The 15,171-nt window shown below is 58.5% G+C and carries 18 protein-coding genes; 4 read left to right on the top strand and 14 right to left on the bottom strand.

Going from position 1 to position 15,171, the window contains the following annotated elements; genetic code table 11:
• Nucleotides 1-100: 100 nt before the first annotated feature.
• Together Q7W83_RS00320 and Q7W83_RS00325 are read right to left on the bottom strand one after the other, a co-directional pair.
• The gene (locus tag Q7W83_RS00320; protein ID WP_150630726.1) at nucleotides 101-325 is read right to left on the bottom strand and encodes a DUF1161 domain-containing protein; all 225 of its coding nucleotides are present in this window, start codon (nucleotides 323-325) and stop codon (nucleotides 101-103) included.
• A 123-nt stretch (nucleotides 326-448) separates the two neighbouring features.
• Nucleotides 449-664, bottom strand: coding sequence for a dodecin (locus tag Q7W83_RS00325; protein ID WP_010465710.1), 216 nt, complete (start codon nucleotides 662-664; stop codon nucleotides 449-451).
• 157 nt (nucleotides 665-821) lie between these two features.
• On the opposite strand from Q7W83_RS00325, the gene Q7W83_RS00330 reads away from it, so the two are divergent.
• Complete coding sequence (locus Q7W83_RS00330; RefSeq protein WP_008027738.1) at nucleotides 822-1,148, top strand: ElaB/YgaM/YqjD family protein; 327 nt, start codon at nucleotides 822-824, stop codon at nucleotides 1,146-1,148.
• On the opposite strand, the gene Q7W83_RS00335 is transcribed toward Q7W83_RS00330, so the two are convergent.
• A complete protein-coding gene (locus tag Q7W83_RS00335) occupies nucleotides 1,145-2,038 on the bottom strand; it encodes a LysR family transcriptional regulator (protein ID WP_150630727.1) in 894 nt (297 codons plus the stop codon). The genes Q7W83_RS00330 and Q7W83_RS00335 overlap by 4 nt on opposite strands.
• Nucleotides 2,039-2,150: 112 nt before the next feature.
• On the opposite strand from Q7W83_RS00335, the gene trpB reads away from it, so the two are divergent.
• The 3 genes from trpB to Q7W83_RS00350 all read left to right on the top strand — a co-directional run bounded on the left by trpB (nucleotide 2,151) and on the right by Q7W83_RS00350 (nucleotide 4,748).
• Nucleotides 2,151-3,371 carry a tryptophan synthase subunit beta gene (gene trpB / locus Q7W83_RS00340; RefSeq protein WP_150640080.1) on the top strand — a complete coding sequence of 407 codons (1,221 nt, stop codon included), beginning with the start codon at nucleotides 2,151-2,153 and terminating at the stop codon, nucleotides 3,369-3,371.
• Complete coding sequence (gene trpA / locus Q7W83_RS00345) at nucleotides 3,371-4,183, top strand: tryptophan synthase subunit alpha (protein WP_150630729.1); 813 nt, start codon at nucleotides 3,371-3,373, stop codon at nucleotides 4,181-4,183. The genes trpB and trpA overlap by 1 nt, the downstream gene beginning before the upstream one ends.
• Nucleotides 4,184-4,304: 121 nt before the next feature.
• Nucleotides 4,305-4,748: an anti-virulence regulator CigR family protein gene (locus tag Q7W83_RS00350; protein WP_150630730.1), complete on the top strand. Its 444-nt coding sequence runs from the start codon at nucleotides 4,305-4,307 to the stop codon at nucleotides 4,746-4,748.
• Between the two features lie 53 nt (nucleotides 4,749-4,801).
• On the opposite strand, the gene Q7W83_RS00355 is transcribed toward Q7W83_RS00350, so the two are convergent.
• The 11 genes from Q7W83_RS00355 to Q7W83_RS00405 all read right to left on the bottom strand — a co-directional run bounded on the left by Q7W83_RS00355 (nucleotide 4,802) and on the right by Q7W83_RS00405 (nucleotide 15,014).
• Nucleotides 4,802-6,763, bottom strand: coding sequence for a DUF7844 domain-containing protein (locus Q7W83_RS00355; RefSeq protein WP_150640082.1), 1,962 nt, complete (start codon nucleotides 6,761-6,763; stop codon nucleotides 4,802-4,804).
• Nucleotides 6,760-7,080 carry a DUF2388 domain-containing protein gene (locus tag Q7W83_RS00360; RefSeq protein WP_150640083.1) on the bottom strand — a complete coding sequence of 107 codons (321 nt, stop codon included), beginning with the start codon at nucleotides 7,078-7,080 and terminating at the stop codon, nucleotides 6,760-6,762. The genes Q7W83_RS00355 and Q7W83_RS00360 overlap by 4 nt, the downstream gene beginning before the upstream one ends.
• 27 nt (nucleotides 7,081-7,107) lie before the next feature.
• Nucleotides 7,108-7,416, bottom strand: a complete 309-nt coding sequence (locus tag Q7W83_RS00365) for a DUF2388 domain-containing protein (protein WP_150630733.1) — start codon at nucleotides 7,414-7,416, stop codon at nucleotides 7,108-7,110.
• 103 nt (nucleotides 7,417-7,519) lie between these two features.
• A complete protein-coding gene (locus Q7W83_RS00370; protein WP_008044656.1) occupies nucleotides 7,520-7,837 on the bottom strand; it encodes a DUF2388 domain-containing protein in 318 nt (105 codons plus the stop codon).
• A 145-nt stretch (nucleotides 7,838-7,982) separates the two neighbouring features.
• The gene (locus tag Q7W83_RS00375; RefSeq protein ID WP_150640084.1) at nucleotides 7,983-8,192 is read right to left on the bottom strand and encodes a DUF1127 domain-containing protein; all 210 of its coding nucleotides are present in this window, start codon (nucleotides 8,190-8,192) and stop codon (nucleotides 7,983-7,985) included.
• 256 nt (nucleotides 8,193-8,448) lie between these two features.
• Complete coding sequence (locus Q7W83_RS00380) at nucleotides 8,449-8,664, bottom strand: DUF1127 domain-containing protein (RefSeq protein WP_007947887.1); 216 nt, start codon at nucleotides 8,662-8,664, stop codon at nucleotides 8,449-8,451.
• Nucleotides 8,665-8,983: 319 nt separating this feature from the next.
• The gene (locus Q7W83_RS00385) at nucleotides 8,984-10,477 is read right to left on the bottom strand and encodes an acetyl-CoA hydrolase/transferase family protein (RefSeq protein ID WP_150630735.1); all 1,494 of its coding nucleotides are present in this window, start codon (nucleotides 10,475-10,477) and stop codon (nucleotides 8,984-8,986) included.
• Nucleotides 10,478-10,721: 244 nt separating this feature from the next.
• A complete protein-coding gene (locus Q7W83_RS00390) occupies nucleotides 10,722-12,155 on the bottom strand; it encodes an NAD(P)(+) transhydrogenase (Re/Si-specific) subunit beta (RefSeq protein ID WP_150630736.1) in 1,434 nt (477 codons plus the stop codon).
• Nucleotides 12,155-12,478, bottom strand: a complete 324-nt coding sequence (locus Q7W83_RS00395) for an NAD(P) transhydrogenase subunit alpha part 2 (protein WP_007947884.1) — start codon at nucleotides 12,476-12,478, stop codon at nucleotides 12,155-12,157. Before Q7W83_RS00395 ends, Q7W83_RS00390 begins: the two co-directional genes overlap by 1 nt.
• Nucleotides 12,479-12,493: 15 nt before the next feature.
• Nucleotides 12,494-13,615 (bottom strand): Re/Si-specific NAD(P)(+) transhydrogenase subunit alpha, encoded by a 1,122-nt coding sequence (locus Q7W83_RS00400; RefSeq protein ID WP_150630737.1) that lies wholly within the window; start codon nucleotides 13,613-13,615, stop codon nucleotides 12,494-12,496.
• A gap of 499 nt (nucleotides 13,616-14,114) precedes the next feature.
• The gene (locus Q7W83_RS00405) at nucleotides 14,115-15,014 is read right to left on the bottom strand and encodes a LysR family transcriptional regulator (RefSeq protein WP_150630738.1); all 900 of its coding nucleotides are present in this window, start codon (nucleotides 15,012-15,014) and stop codon (nucleotides 14,115-14,117) included.
• Nucleotides 15,015-15,171: the final 157 nt, after the last annotated feature.

Raw genomic sequence — 15,171 nt, forward strand, 5'->3', positions numbered from 1 at the left:
GAAAACAAAACACCCTGCGAAAGCGTAGCCCTCGCAGGGTGTGGGGGTGACCATCTCATTAGCCGACGCCATTGCGTCGGCTTTTTACGTCTGGACGGGATCAACCGCGTTTATAGACTATTTCTTTAGTGCCTTTCTCACAGGCGCCGACGACTTTTCCGTCAGCCGCAGCGCCTTTGTCGACAATTTCCAGTGAGTAATTGGAAACGCCCTTGGCATCCAGTTTCGCGGCGATTTCGGCTTTCAGCTCTTCACACGGCTTGCCGTCAGCTAACGCTGCACCGGCAAGGCACAACAAACCTACCGCCAACATAAACTTCTTCATCGGTCGCATTCCCTGGTCGGATCAAAGGGGAGCATCCAGCCATCAGCCGGATGCACTCATGTAGCGCTTTGCCATTCCCTATGGCACTCGGCCAGCGCGCAAGTTCAGAAGACTAGCGCAAACTCAGCTGCTGGCAATCCGGAACCCGACTTTGAGTGTCACCTGGAAGTGTGCAGCCTTGCCGTCCTTGATGTGCCCGCGGGTTTCGGTCACTTCGAACCACTCAAGGTGTTTGATGCTTTTATTGGCTTCGGCCAGCGCGTTGTTGATGGCGTCTTCAATGCTGCTGGTGGACGAGCCGACAAGTTCGACTTTCTTGTACGTGTGATGGTCAGTCATGGCGTTCTCCTCAGGGTGTGAAATACAGCCTAGCAGTGATTTTTCGTATTACTTCTGTCGGCTTTCGTGGCGCAGAAGTTCAGATTTACTGCACTTTCTCGCCCCCCTGAAGTCCCAACCAACACACGTCACTCATCATCAATGCAGGAGAGCCACCATGGCCAACACCTCTTTACGTAAAGCCTCATTGCAAAGCATGGAAGCCGAGATCGAGAGTCTGCTGAAATCTTTGGAAAACCTGAAAGACGATGCCTCGGACGAGTCGCGTAAAACCCTCAAGGCGTTGAAAGCCAACGCTGAGAGCGCACTCAAGCATTCGCGTCATTTGCTCAGCGATGCGTATGAGGAAGTTAAAGTCAAAACCCGTGAAACCGGGATCGCCACTCGGGACTACGCCCAGGAACACCCTTGGACGACAGCCGGTGTCGCTGTCGGTGCATTGGGTCTGCTGGCGGCTTACTTGCTGTGCAAACGCGGCGACTAATCTGCTTGGCGCAGTTCGTTTTTGAGCCACTGCGCCAGTTGCCGAGCGCGCCCGTCCGCGGCGCGCTTGGGTAGCCACAGCGCCAGTTGCGCCGGAGTTTCACTGAAGCCCCATGGCGCAACCAGGCGACCTGCCTTCAAGTCTTCGGCCACCAATGGTTCAGGGGCAATTGCTACGCCCAGGCCGGCGACTGCCGCCTCCAGCAAATAATACAAATGCTCGAAACCCTGCCCGTACTTCAACGCTTTGGCGTCGAGGCCGCTTTGCTGCGCCCAGCTTGGCCAGGCCTGCGGACGTGAAGTGGTGTGCAACAACGGCTCGTTTAACAATGCACGTGCTGGCGCCTGTTTAAGCCGTTCGTAACCGGCGAAGCGTGGGCTGATGACCGGGCCGATGCGTTCGCTCGCCAATTCGTAAACCTGCATGTCCGCAGGCCATGGCGGCTCGGCGAACACCAGTAAAGCGTCCAGCCCCGGACGACGGGGATCGAGATCGCCTTCTCCGGCAGACAGGTGCAGGCGCAGGTCCGGCAGATCAGCATTCAACCGGCCCAAACGCGGAATAAACCAGCGCGCCAGCAGGCTTCCGGAACAGCCGAGCACAAACGGGGCGTCAGCGGTGCTCTGGGTCAATTCGGCGCAGACCGTGCGCAAACGCTCGAAGGCTTCAGCGCTGGCATCACGCAATCGCACGCCGGCATCTGTGAGTTTAAGGCCGCGACCCTCCTTGACGAACAGACTGACGCCGAGATGCTCTTCAAGCACTTTCAGTTGCCGACTCACCGCGCCATGGGTGACGTGCAGCTGCTCGGCGGCCTGACTGACGCTGTTCAGGCGGGCAGTGGCTTCGAATGCGCGAAGCGCGTTCAGCGGGGGAAGATCGTGGCTCATGGGATCTGTGAGTTTTCCTGACAGGTTGCGGCGATCTTATCGGTTTTCAGCTCGGGACGTCAGGGGTAGAGTGAGCGTCATTGTCATCTCACGCATTCAACCGGAGCGACCCATGACCCAGACTAATCTGCGCAACGGCCCCGACGCCAACGGCCTGTTTGGCTCGTTCGGCGGCCGCTACGTCGCCGAAACCCTGATGCCGTTGATCCTCGATCTGGCCCGCGAGTACGAAACGGCCAAGGAAGATCCTGCATTCAAAGAAGAATTGGCCTACTTCCAGCGCGACTACGTCGGACGTCCAAGCCCACTCTATTTCGCCGAACGTCTGACCGAGTTCTGCGGCGGCGCGAAAATTTATCTCAAGCGCGAAGAGCTGAACCACACCGGCGCGCACAAGATCAACAATTGCATCGGCCAGATCCTGCTGGCGCGGCGCATGGGCAAAAAACGCATCATCGCCGAGACCGGCGCCGGCATGCACGGCGTGGCAACCGCCACCGTGGCCGCGCGTTTTGGCCTCGATTGCGTGATCTACATGGGCACCACCGACATCGAGCGTCAGCAAGCCAACGTGTTCCGCATGAAACTGCTGGGCGCCGAAGTGATCCCGGTGGTGGCCGGCACCGGCACCCTGAAAGACGCGATGAACGAAGCGCTGCGTGACTGGGTGACCAACGTCGACAGCACCTTCTACCTGATCGGCACCGTGGCCGGTCCGCACCCCTATCCCGCCATGGTTCGCGACTTCCAGTCCGTTATCGGCAAGGAAACCCGTACCCAACTGCAAGCTCAGGAAGGTCGTCTGCCGGACAGCCTGGTGGCGTGCATCGGCGGTGGCTCCAACGCCATGGGCCTGTTCCACCCGTTCCTTGATGACAAAAGCGTCGAGATCATTGGCGTTGAAGCGGCCGGTTACGGCATCGAAACCGGCAAGCACGCAGCCAGCCTGAATGGCGGTGTACCGGGCGTACTGCACGGCAACCGTACCTTCTTGCTGCAGGATGACGACGGCCAGATCATCGACGCCCACTCGATCTCCGCCGGTCTCGACTATCCGGGTATCGGCCCGGAACACGCCTGGTTGCATGATATCGGCCGCGTTCAATACACCTCTGTGACCGATCACGAGGCCCTCGACGCATTCCATAAATGCTGCCGTCTTGAAGGGATTATTCCTGCGCTGGAAAGCGCCCATGCCCTGGCCGAAGTGTTCAAGCGCGCACCGACCCTGCCGAAAGATCACCTGATGGTGGTCAACTTGTCCGGCCGTGGCGACAAAGACATGCAAACCGTGATGCACCATATGGAACAATCAACGCAGGAGAAACACTGATGAGCCGCCTGCAAACGCGTTTTGCCGAACTCAAGGAACAAAACCGCGCCGCCCTGGTGACCTTCGTCACCGCCGGCGACCCGAGCTATGACACTTCCCTGGCGATCCTCAAAGGCTTGCCTGGTGCTGGCGCCGACGTGATCGAGCTGGGCATGCCCTTCACCGACCCGATGGCCGACGGCCCGGCGATCCAGCTGGCCAACATTCGCGCCTTGGGCGCCAAGCAGAACCTGGCGAAAACCCTGCAAATGGTTCGCGAGTTCCGTGAAGGCAACAGCGACACGCCGCTGGTGTTGATGGGTTACTTCAACCCTATCCACATGTACGGCGTCCCCCGCTTTATTGCCGACGCCAAAGAGGCCGGCGTGGATGGCCTGATCGTGGTCGATCTGCCGCCGGAGCATAACGGTGAGCTGTGCGACCCGGCCCAGGCTGCCGGTCTGGATTTCATCCGCCTGACCACCCCGACCACCGATGACGTGCGTCTGCCGACCGTTCTGAACGGCAGTTCCGGGTTCGTTTATTACGTGTCTGTTGCCGGTGTGACCGGTGCCGGCGCGGCGACGCTGGAGCATGTCGAAGAAGCCGTTGCGCGTCTGCGCCGCCATACCGATCTGCCGATCAGCATCGGTTTCGGTATTCGTACACCGGAGCAAGCGGCGTCCATTGCGCGTCTGGCCGATGGTGTTGTGGTGGGGTCGGCGTTGATCGATCACATCGCCAATGCGACGACGCCGGATCAGGCCGTTGATGGCGTGCTGAGCCTGTGCGCGGCGCTGGCCGATGGCGTGCGTAAGGCCCGGGTCAGCTGAAGGTAAAGTTCCTGATACAGAGGAATTAGAGCCTCGCGGTACAGACTAAACAGCAAGACCGAGGGCTTCAGGACTACGTTCTGAAGCCCTTTTTGCTGTAGGTGCAGTGAGGAAAGACCCGATGAAAATGCCGAAACGTCTGATTGCCAGCCTGGGTGTGCTGATGCTCAGTGCCACCCCGTTGCTGCACGCCAGCGCCGATCAACGCGACGATCATGACCGCGGCGGTCAGCAACAGGGCCATTACGACAATCGTGGCGATGATCACCGCGGTCCGCAGAACAACCATCGCGGCGGCCCACCGCCACGGGACTTTGGCCCGGTGCGCCAGACGATCCGCAACAATCATGGCTATTTCGTACGCGGTGCGCCGCCACCTCCCGGCATTCATCTGGAACGTGGCCGGCCGTTGCCGCACGGCTACTACGGTGAGCGCCTGGACAATCGTGCGCTGAGCCGGTTGCCGTATTACCCGGGTTACGAATGGCGCCGCGCGGGTGGTGACATTGTGCTGATCGCCGTGGGCACCGGGATCGTCTATGAAATTCTGGAGGGGGTGCTTTGATTTAGCCTGCAGGCGAAAAAAAGGCTTCGTGGTCATCCACGAAGCCTTTTTACTTACGGCAACTCCAGCCCGCCCGACGCCTTGTGCAATTTGCGCAAGTGCTCGCCAACCTGCTTCAGGTTCGCTTCGTTGGCAGCCATCTCCGCCGCACGGCTCGGTTCGAGCAGCGCTCTCACTTCCTTGTCCAGATCACCGGTCAGCGCCTGAAGCTGCTTCTGCCGCAGGCTGCTTTCCGATTCCAGGCGTTGCCACTCGCTGGGTTGCGGCAAACCATAACCGCCGGTACCGAGCAGCTCCGCCGGACGGCTGAGAAAGCCACTGTTGGCGAGAATCTGCTGCAGCGTCGCATTGGCCTTGTCCATGCCGCCGTTCTTCAACTCTCGCGCACCGAGGTAGCGTTGCTTTACCTCGTCCTGGGCCAGCACCAGTTGTTGTCGGAAAGCAGCCTGTTCCAGTAGCAGCAAAGCCGCGCTGGTGCGCAGGTCTGCCTGATCAATCCATTTGCGACGCTCTTCTGCCTTCAACGCCAGCCAGTCTTCTACCTTGTCCTGTTTGATCGGCAGGTGCTTTTTCAGCACCTCGAACATTGCTTGATAGCGATCGCGGAAAGAGTCGAAGCGGTAGCCCAAACGCAAGGCTTCGCGAGGATCGTCCAGCACGCTGGTGTCCGCCAGTCCTCGTCCCTTGAGCACTTCCAGCAAGCCGTTGGGCATGATGTTGTCCAGCCCGACCAGTTTTGCGTTGTTGGTGCCGCTGCGCAGCAACTTCAGTCCTTCTACCGCACAGTTGTTGGACAGGAAGAAGTAATTGCCGTCGTAGCTCCAGTGCATCTCGGCGGCATGCTCCACCACATCTTCGATCTCGTTGCGCGACAGGTTCAGCGGCACCGAGGCGAGGCTGCGCAATTCGGTTTTGGTGTACTCATCGATGACCTGGGCCAGCGGCAGGACAAACAGGCGCGACGGGTATTTACCGACCAGTCCATCCCAGCTCGACAGCTGGACGTCGCCGACAAACGCGCGATAGGACAACACCAGGTGCTGATCCAGATCCAGGCGACAATCCGGCCCGCGTGGCCGGCCGGGAGCACAGATCACCAGGCGCAACATGCTGTGGCCCCAGCGGCTGACCCAATTCTGATTGGCTTCGGCCAACAGATAGTCAACGGCATACACCCGTTCCGGATCGACTTGACCCAAAGGCTGTTTGGCGAAGTCATTGCCGGCGTTGAGGAAGGCGAAGGATTTGCCGCAGGTGTCCTTGGCGGCGGGAGCCCAGCCGAAATGTTCTTTGTAGTAGCGATAAAGTGCCGGGCGGCGACAGGCGTAACTCGGGTCGAGGAGGAAATACTCCATGTTGACCGCAACGAACTCTTTCGGACTGCTTGTCTCGTAGATGTCCGGGCTACGGGCGATCTGCCGGTTGTACTGTTCGCGCTCGCCACGGCGGCCCACGTATTGCGGCCAACCTGCGAGGTCGAGCAGGCGCGGGTCATCACTGAGGGTAAAGCGTCGGTCAGACTGGCCACGGCATTCATCCGGAATGCCAATCAGGCCGGAGCTGTTGCTACGCCGGGTGCAGCGCTGGATCAGCGTGCGTTCGGCGGCGGGCCAAAAACGCGAGCGGTCATAGATGTGGGTGAGTTCGTGCAGCACCGTGGCCAGCATTTCCCTGCGTACGGTGCCGTGGGGGCGATAGGTCTTCTTGGTTGCGGCGCTGCCGTCGGTGAGGCTGGCGAGCAGATTGCGGTTCAGGTCGAGTTCGGACACCAGCGATGCCTGGCCGTAGGCGTTGCTCGGCATGTCATCGGTCCAGCCGACGTCGATGCGCCGGTCGAGTTGTTCGATGAACCGCGGCGGTAGCGCCTGCATGGCTTCATCAAGCAGTGCCTGGCTGGCCTGTTGTTCCGCAGGGCTCAAACCTTCTGTCTTGAGATGTAATTGCAGGCCGGCCTGGGCCGTATTGCCGAGCAGCAACACGACCCCGGCCAGGAGCCAGGCACTTATCGACCTCACAGTGCGAGGATGGCTTCGGCGAGTACCTGGTCACTGGCGTCCCGGGCTTCCGGGACGCGGGTGCGCAATGTGTTGAAGGCTGCTTCAAGGTGCGCACCACGGATCTCACCCTCACTGGCGACGAAACTGGCCGCATCGTCGTGGGCTTCACGAACGATTTTCGAATCACGGATCGACGTCGTGGTGTCGGACGTGAAATCGAGGGTTCGCTGGGTGGCGTTGATGATGATGTTACTGGTGGCTACCAGGGTGTGCGCCTGGGCTACGTCGGCCAACAGCAGCAGGCCAAGGGTGGCGACAATCAGGGGGCTACGCATGGAACAACTCCGGAGGAACGAGGATAACTATTGGACGAGAATAGTTTGGGCCAGTTCAAGGTCGCTTGCATGAAGTTTTGGCTGGGTCCGGCGCAGGTAAATCAGGGCGGATTCAAGTTGTGCGCCTCGCAACTGGCCGTCACTGGCGATGAACGACGCGGCGTCATCCCGTGCAGCCAGCAGCAATTTACGGTCGAAGGGCGCGGAGGTCACCATGCTAGTGGCGTAGCCGGTGGCTACGAGGCCCTGTGTCGTCAGGTCAAAGGCATGAGCCTGGCCTGCCCAACTGGTCGCCATGAAAACCGGAGTGATCAATAGACAGGTAAGAAAACGCATGAGACTCGACTGTTGAAAGCGAGTCCCAAGGCTAGCGCAACGCCCGGTTTAGAGCCAGCGCCGAAACATCGGGACACGTTGGCGTGTCCCGGATGATGCTTGGTCAGATAGTCAGGATGGCCTGAGCCAGCTGCGCGTCAGTCGCGTTCAGTTGAGGCGCCTGGTGGCGAATGTGGTCGAGTGCACTTTCCAGTTTCACGCCACGAATGGCGCCTTCGCTGGCAACGAAGCTGGCGGCGTCGTCACGGGCTGCACGCACGATCTTGTCATCACGAAAGGAAGAGGTGACATCGGAAGTGGCATCGGACGTGGCCTTGAGTGCACCGACGACGGCATCGGTGGTCACGATGAAGCTGGTGGCGTGGGAATTGGCGGCCACGGCAAGCAGGGCTGCAGCGCTGAGCAGACGTAGACGGGACATGGTGTAACTCCTTTTGGGTATACCGATTGAGAGGTGGCGCGGTATCTGTTGAGTCAGACGCCTGTCGCACAGTTATCGCCACGTTCTGAATTGATATTAGGCTTGTAGTTGTCGGTTCGCACAGTCCCGTCTGTTCGAGCGGACGTCAGCGCCAGAATGGCTTATCCAGTTCTCTGGCACGATCTGAATGACTGATACCCAGATCAGACAGCTGCCTGTCGTCGAGTTGCGCCAGTAAACGCCGGGTTCTGGTCCGTTCAAGGCTGTTGGCGATAGCTCTGAACAATCTTCCAGGCCAGGTAGACCGAGGCTTGGACTGTGAAGTGGTCGCTGTGAGATCCAGTAGCTGATCCATGGTGCAGTCCTTTTGCTGGCAGGTCGGGATTTCATGATGATCCCGCCCGGCACCCCAGGACAGATACACTCCCTCAAAATTGTACTGGTTCAGTTTAAGTTGTTTTATAACTGTACTTGTCGATACCAATGCCTATTGTTTTGAGGATTTCGTGGCCCAAAACGACAAAACCCGTCGTGGTTTCCCACGACGGGTTTTGTTTGTTCAATTCGGGTGCTGGCGGTTGACCTTAAAGATCAGAGCCAGCGACGCTAACTTAGCGCCAGAACGGCTTGCTCAGCTCTTCGTAGCGTTGTGCTTCGCTAATCCCGGCGTCAGCCAGCAGACGCGAATCCAGACGAGCCAGTTGGTGGCGGCTGGAGATGCGGCGCTGCCACAGCATCAGGTTGGCGATAACGCGAAGAGGCATGGAAGCCTGGGTTTTTGCAGCGGTGTCTTCGAAGAACAGATCGGAACTGAGTGTACGTTCCATGGTTTTCATCCTTCCGCTTGTGGCGGGATTAGGTAGTGGTTTAACTGATGCCAATGATCCTCTCGTTTGGCCAGTCTCTCTAGATACAGTTCACCTGTATTGTGAGGGACCAGTTAACTGTTAAAGGGTGGTGTACTGGTCAAAATTGAGGCAACTGTACCTATCCGCACTTATATGGTGCATATATTAGGATTATGGTCGGAAAGGTAGGCAATTGCGGTAGGAAATGACCGGTACAGCAGTACAGTTTTAAACACATTTCTGCCTGGCAGTAGCAAGCTGACGAAACTGTGTTTGCGTCAGCTGCTATCTGTACCAATTACACAGCGAGCATCCGCCCGGTTTCTTCCAGATTCATGTGCCAGCTCAGTGCGTCACGCAGGATATGCGGCGTGTGCCCGCCGAGTGCGCAGGCGGCGGTGAAGTAGTCATCCAGGGCTTGGCGGTAATCGGGGTGCACGCAGTTGTCTATGATGACGCGAGCCCGCTCCCGCGGTGCCAAACCGCGCAAGTCCGCGAGGCCGACCTCGGTCACGAGGATGTCAACGTCATGTTCCGTGTGATCGACGTGGCTGACCATCGGCACCACGCTGGAGATCGCGCCGCCTTTGGCAATCGACTTGGTCACGAAGATCGCCAGGTGCGCGTTGCGCGCGAAGTCGCCCGAACCGCCAATGCCGTTCATCATCCGCGTACCGCAAACGTGGGTGGAGTTGACGTTGCCGTACAGGTCGAACTCCAACGCAGTGTTGATGCCGATGATGCCAAGGCGTCGCACCACTTCCGGGTGGTTGGAAATTTCCTGTGGGCGCAGAACCAGCTTGTCCTTGTAGCGCTCCAGGTTACCGAACACATCGGCGTTGCGGCGGCTCGACAATGTGATCGAACTACCAGACGCAAAACTCAGCTTGCCGGCGTCGATCAGGTCGAAGGTCGAATCCTGCAACACCTCGGAATACATGGTCAGGTCTTCGAACGGCGAATCGATCAGCCCGCACATCACCGAGTTGGCAATGGTGCCGATGCCGGCCTGCAATGGGCCGAGCTTGTTAGTCATGCGCCCGGCCGCCACTTCCTGCTTGAAGAAATCGATCAGGTGGTCGGCAATGGCCTGAGTATCAACATCCGGCGGCAGCACAGTCGACGGCGAGTCAGACTGATTGGTGATGACGATCGCGACGATTTTTTCCGGCGGAATCGGAATGGCGGTGCTGCCAATGCGATCGTCTACTTTCACCAGCGGAATCGGCGTGCGGGTCGGCCGATACGTCGGGATATAGATGTCGTGCAAACCCTCGAGGTTCGGGTTGTGCGCCAGGTTGATCTCGACAATTACCTGTTTGGCGAAAATCGCGAAGCTGGCCGAGTTGCCCACCGAAGTGGTCGGCACGATGTGGCCTTGCTCAGTGATCGCCACGGCTTCAATCACGGCGATGTCCGGCAGTTTCAGCTGCTGATTGCGCAGCGACTCCACGGTTTCTGAAAGATGCTGATCAATGAACATCACTTCGCCGGCGTTGATCGCCTTGCGCAATGTGCTGTCGACCTGGAACGGCATGCGTCGCGACAGAACGCCGGCTTCGGTGAGCTGTTTATCAAGGTCGTTGCCCAGGCTGGCGCCGGTCATCAGCGTGATTTTCAGCGGGGTGATTTTGGCGCGTTCGGCCAATGCATGAGGCACGGCTTTGGCTTCGCCGGCGCGCGTGAAACCACTCATGCCGACGGTCATGCCGTCCTCAATCAGAGCGGCAGCGTCAGCGGCGGTCATCACCTTATCCAACAACGAAGGCAAGCGAATACGATCACGGTACATGGATTGTTATCTCGGGCAACGGAAGCAAGGTGTGCAGTTTAGTGATTTCAAAAAAAATCCTCCCGCTACCATGGTCGAATGCAGACCCCTGATTTAGAGCCTTTGGTCGGGTTTCACGGGGAATAAAAAAACCCCAGCCTACTAAAGGCTGAGGTTTTGGGTATTGCGTTGGAGCAGGTTTTACTCGACGGCTTTGACCATGTCTTCGATGACTTTCTTGGCGTCGCCGAAGACCATGCAGGTTTTACTCGACGGCTTTGACCATGTCTTCGATGACTTTCTTGGCGTCGCCGAAGACCATCATGGTTTTGTCGAGGTAGAACAGTTCGTTGTCCAGACCGGCATAGCCGCTGGCCATCGAGCGCTTGTTGACGATGATGGTCTTGGCCTTGAACGCTTCGAGAATCGGCATGCCGGCAATCGGCGATTTCGGATCGTTCTTCGCCGCCGGGTTGACCACGTCGTTGGCGCCGAGCACCAGCACCACGTCGGCCTGACCGAACTCGGAGTTGATGTCTTCCATCTCGAACACCTGGTCGTAAGGCACTTCGGCCTCGGCCAGCAACACGTTCATGTGGCCAGGCATCCGACCGGCCACCGGGTGAATCGCGTACTTCACGGTCACGCCGCGGTGGGTCAGCTTCTCGGTCAGCTCTTTCAGCGCGTGCTGCGCCCGCGCTACCGCCAGGCCGTAGCCCGGAACGATGATCACGGTGTCGGCGTTGGTGAGCAGGAAGGTCGCGTCGTCAGCCGAACCGGATTTCACCGGGCGGGCTTCCTTGGCACCAGCCGGGCCTGCGTCGACTGTATTGCCGAAACCGCCGAGCAGCACATTAAAGAAGGAGCGGTTCATCGCCTTGCACATGATGTACGAGAGGATCGCACCGGACGAACCCACCAGCGAGCCGGCAATGATCAGCATCGAGTTGTTCAGCGAGAAGCCGATACCCGCCGCTGCCCAACCGGAGTAACTGTTGAGCATCGACACCACCACCGGCATGTCCGCACCACCAATCGGGATGATGATCAGCACGCCCATCACGAAGGCCAGGGCCAGCATCAGTGCGAAGGCGCTGAGATTGCCGGTCAGCATGAAGGTGATGCCCAGCGCCAGTGTCGCCAGACCCAGCACCAGATTCAGCTTGTGTTGGCCACTGAACTGTACCGGTGCCCCCTGGAACAGGCGGAACTTGTACTTGCCCGAGAGCTTGCCGAACGCGATCACCGAACCGGAGAAGGTGATCGCACCGATGGCAGCGCCGAGGAACAGCTCCAGACGGTTGCCCGCAGGAATTGCATCACCCAGTTGCTTGACGATACCCAGGGATTGCGGCTCGACAACAGCAGCGATCGCGATGAACACCGCGGCCATACCGATCATGCTGTGCATGAACGCGACCAGTTCCGGCATCTTGGTCATTTCAACGCGCTTGGCCATGATCGAACCGGCAGTGCCGCCGACCAACAGGCCGACGATGACGTAACCGATGCCAGCGGTGGCAAGCTCTGCGCCCAGCTTATAGATGAGGCCGACGGTGGTGAGGATCGCCAACGCCATGCCGAGCATGCCGTATAGATTGCCGCGACGCGACGTGGTCGGGTGCGACAGGCCTTTGAGGGCCTGGATGAAGCAGATGGACGCGATCAAGTAGAGCGTCGTTACGAGGTTCATGCTCATTACTTAGGCGCCTCTTCTTTTACGACTTTCGGGGCTTTTTTCTTGAACATTTCAAGCATCCTGCGGGTTACCAGGAAGCCACCGAACACATTGACGGCTGCCAGGGCCACGGCCAGGGTGCCCATGGTCTTGCCCAATGGCGTGACGGTCAGTGCCGCAGCGAGCATGGCGCCGACAATCACGATCGCCGAAATGGCGTTGGTGACCGCCATCAGCGGCGTGTGCAGTGCAGGTGTAACGTTCCAGACCACGTGATAACCGACATAAATCGCCAGCACGAAGATGATCAGGTTGTAGATACCGGGGGAGATAAGCTCTTCCATCGTCTGAATCCCTGCTTAGGCGTTTTTGCGGATGACTTGGCCGTCGCGGCACATCAGGCACGCGGCGACGATGTCGTCTTCGAGGTTGATCTCGAACTGACCTTCTTTGTTGAAGACCAGCTTCAGGAAGTCCAGCAGGTTGCGTGCGTACAGGGCCGAAGCATCTGCCGCGACCGCGCCGGCCAGGTTGGTCGGACCGCAAATGGTCACGCCATTCTCGACCACCACCTGGTCAGCCACGGTCAGCGGGCAGTTGCCACCCTGGGCTGCCGCGAGGTCGATGACCACGGAACCTGGTTTCATCTGTGCCACGGTTTCCGCGCTCAACAGCGTCGGTGCCTTGCGGCCCGGGATCAGTGCCGTGGTGATGACAATGTCAGCCTGCTTGGCGCGCTCGTGCACGGCCAGCGCCTGACGCTGCATCCAGCTCGCTGGCATCGGCCGTGCGTAACCGCCGACACCGACGGCGCATTCACGCTCTTCATCAGTCTCGTAAGGCACGTCGACGAACTTGGCGCCGAGGGATTCGATCTGCTCTTTAACTGCAGGGCGCACGTCGGACGCTTCAATCACCGCGCCCAGACGTTTCGCCGTAGCGATTGCCTGCAAACCGGCAACACCCGCGCCGAGAATCAGCACGCGCGCCGCTTTCACGGTACCCGCCGCCGTCATCAGCATCGGCATGAAGCGTGGGTAATGGTGAGCGGCCAGCAATACGGCTTTATACCCGGCGATGTTGGCCTGGGAGGACAGCACATCCAGGCTCTGGGCGCGGGAGGTGCGCGGAGCCGCTTCCAGTGCGAAGGCAGTAATGCCGCACTCAGCCAGCTTGGCAATGGTTTCATTGCTGAACGGGTTGAGCATGCCCACCACAACGGTACCGCTCTTGATCAGAGCGAGTTCGCTGTCGCTGGGGGCGACCACCTTGAGAATCAGCTCGGCACCCAACGCATCGTTGGCGCTGCCAATGGTTGCGCCTGCCGCTTCATAAGCACTGTCGACAACGCTGGCATTAATGCCAGCGCCGCTTTGCACAGTGACCTTATGACCCTGGCCGATCAGCTTCTTGATGGTTTCCGGGGTTGCAGCAACCCGTGTTTCACCCGTCTGGGTTTCGAGAGGAACACCAATGTGCACGTCAAATCTCCTGCGTGATCTTATTGAGTAAACCCAGGCACTTCGGATGGTGCGGCATGTGCACGTCAAATCTCCTGCGTGATCTTATTGAGTAAACCCAGGCACTTCGGATGGTGCGGCTGGGGCGGCCGATCAGCACGATCCCGCCAAATCAGGGCGGGGCGCGGCATTTTGCAGGCGAACTTTGTGCCCTTCAAGGGATTATGACGGGTGACGGAAAATTAACTACAAGTCACCCCGTGACCGAATGTCGCAACTAACCGGTTCAATCCCTTGCAGGCCTTGACTTGTAAGGATTTTGGCCGAAATTCAAGAAATTACCCATCGGTACGGTGAATGCAGTGTTATTGCCATTGAATAGCGGCTCAAGGCCACGTTTTCAGGCGCTTGTGGGACGTTTGTGCAGTTTCTGAGTACAGTCTGCGAATATGCGACAAATACTTATATCTGTAGGGCTTTTAATTTGCTGACTACGGGGTCAGCTAATGTCGTGGAGCCTTTAACCTTCTAGGCTGTAGCTTTGTGCCTGACTCACCAACCAGTCGCGAAATGCCTTCAACGACGCAGATTCGACCTTCCGCTCAGGAATCATCAAGTAATACGCCTTGATGCTGGACAGCGCCTGAGCGTTGGCAATCACCAGGCGCTTCTCCGTCAGTTCACGCTGAATCAGGAACGGCGGGATCAAGGCAATTCCCATGTCATGCATCGCCGCTTGGGCAAGCATGGAGAATAGCTCGTAGCGCGGTCCTGTCATGTCGCGCGGGATATTAAGATTTTGCGAGTTGAACCATTGGCGCCAGGCATAGGGGCGAGTGGTCTGTTGTAGCAGGGGCAGTTCGGCGATTTCGGCGGGCGTCAGGTTTGTCCTTTTGCCCAGTAATTTGGGGCTGCACACCGGCATCGGATTTTCGCCCATCAGCCTGTGGGATTCCGTGCCTGACCAGTCCGCATCGCCAAAGTAAATCGCGGCATCGAACTCCGTGTCGGCAAACAGGAATGGGCGGGTGCGGTTGGTGAGGTTGACCGTTACTTCCGGATGTTTTTGCTGGAAGTCCTTGAGTCTTGGTAGTAGCCACTGGGTACCGAAGGTCGGCACAACCGCCAGTTCAATCACGTTAGTACCCTGCTGGCCCATCACTGACAGGGTGTCCCGCTCTACGGCGTCCAACTGTGTGGCTACCCGACGGCTGTAGGAAAGTCCCGCTTCAGTCAGCTTCACTCCACGTCGCGAGCGTCGGAACAATTCCACACCGAGGAAATCCTCAAGGCTGGCGATCTGTCGGCAGATTGCTCCCTGGGTGAGGGAAAGTTCCTGGGCTGCCTTGGTAAAGCTCTCGTGGCGAGCCGCTGCTTCAAAGCTGATCAGGGCGGTTGTGCTGGGGATCTTCCTGCGCATGTACGTCAACCTCACTAATGCAACGCATAAAAGCTGTTTCTCGACGTTTCGGAGTGAGAAATTAGCACAACAGTATGCAAAAACCTCGTTTGCCGTGGCGACTAACCCGGCCTAGGATCAATCCACGTTATTTGACCCGATTCGAGAGGACACACTC

The organism is Pseudomonas sp. 300 (assembly GCF_055803035.1).

Bases quoted from the DNA above. Each gene is read 5' to 3' on its own strand.
- trpB (WP_150640080.1), top strand. From the start codon at position 2,151: ATGACCCAGACTAATCTGCGCAACGGCCCCGACGCCAACGGCCTGTTT.
- Q7W83_RS00360 (WP_150640083.1), bottom strand. From the start codon at position 7,080: ATGCGTAGCCCCCTGATTGTCGCCACCCTTGGCCTGCTGCTGTTGGCC.
- Q7W83_RS00380 (WP_007947887.1), bottom strand. From the start codon at position 8,664: ATGGAACGTACACTCAGTTCCGATCTGTTCTTCGAAGACACCGCTGCA.
- Q7W83_RS00335 (WP_150630727.1), bottom strand. From the start codon at position 2,038: ATGAGCCACGATCTTCCCCCGCTGAACGCGCTTCGCGCATTCGAAGCC.
- Q7W83_RS00370 (WP_008044656.1), bottom strand. From the start codon at position 7,837: ATGTCCCGTCTACGTCTGCTCAGCGCTGCAGCCCTGCTTGCCGTGGCC.
- Q7W83_RS00330 (WP_008027738.1), top strand. From the start codon at position 822: ATGGCCAACACCTCTTTACGTAAAGCCTCATTGCAAAGCATGGAAGCC.
- Q7W83_RS00395 (WP_007947884.1), bottom strand. From the start codon at position 12,478: ATGGAAGAGCTTATCTCCCCCGGTATCTACAACCTGATCATCTTCGTG.
- Q7W83_RS00375 (WP_150640084.1), bottom strand. From the start codon at position 8,192: ATGGATCAGCTACTGGATCTCACAGCGACCACTTCACAGTCCAAGCCT.
- Q7W83_RS00320 (WP_150630726.1), bottom strand. From the start codon at position 325: ATGAAGAAGTTTATGTTGGCGGTAGGTTTGTTGTGCCTTGCCGGTGCA.
- Q7W83_RS00350 (WP_150630730.1), top strand. From the start codon at position 4,305: ATGAAAATGCCGAAACGTCTGATTGCCAGCCTGGGTGTGCTGATGCTC.
- trpA (WP_150630729.1), top strand. From the start codon at position 3,371: ATGAGCCGCCTGCAAACGCGTTTTGCCGAACTCAAGGAACAAAACCGC.
- Q7W83_RS00325 (WP_010465710.1), bottom strand. From the start codon at position 664: ATGACTGACCATCACACGTACAAGAAAGTCGAACTTGTCGGCTCGTCC.
- Q7W83_RS00405 (WP_150630738.1), bottom strand. From the start codon at position 15,014: ATGCGCAGGAAGATCCCCAGCACAACCGCCCTGATCAGCTTTGAAGCA.
- Q7W83_RS00385 (WP_150630735.1), bottom strand. From the start codon at position 10,477: ATGTACCGTGATCGTATTCGCTTGCCTTCGTTGTTGGATAAGGTGATG.
- Q7W83_RS00390 (WP_150630736.1), bottom strand. From the start codon at position 12,155: ATGAGCATGAACCTCGTAACGACGCTCTACTTGATCGCGTCCATCTGC.
- Q7W83_RS00365 (WP_150630733.1), bottom strand. From the start codon at position 7,416: ATGCGTTTTCTTACCTGTCTATTGATCACTCCGGTTTTCATGGCGACC.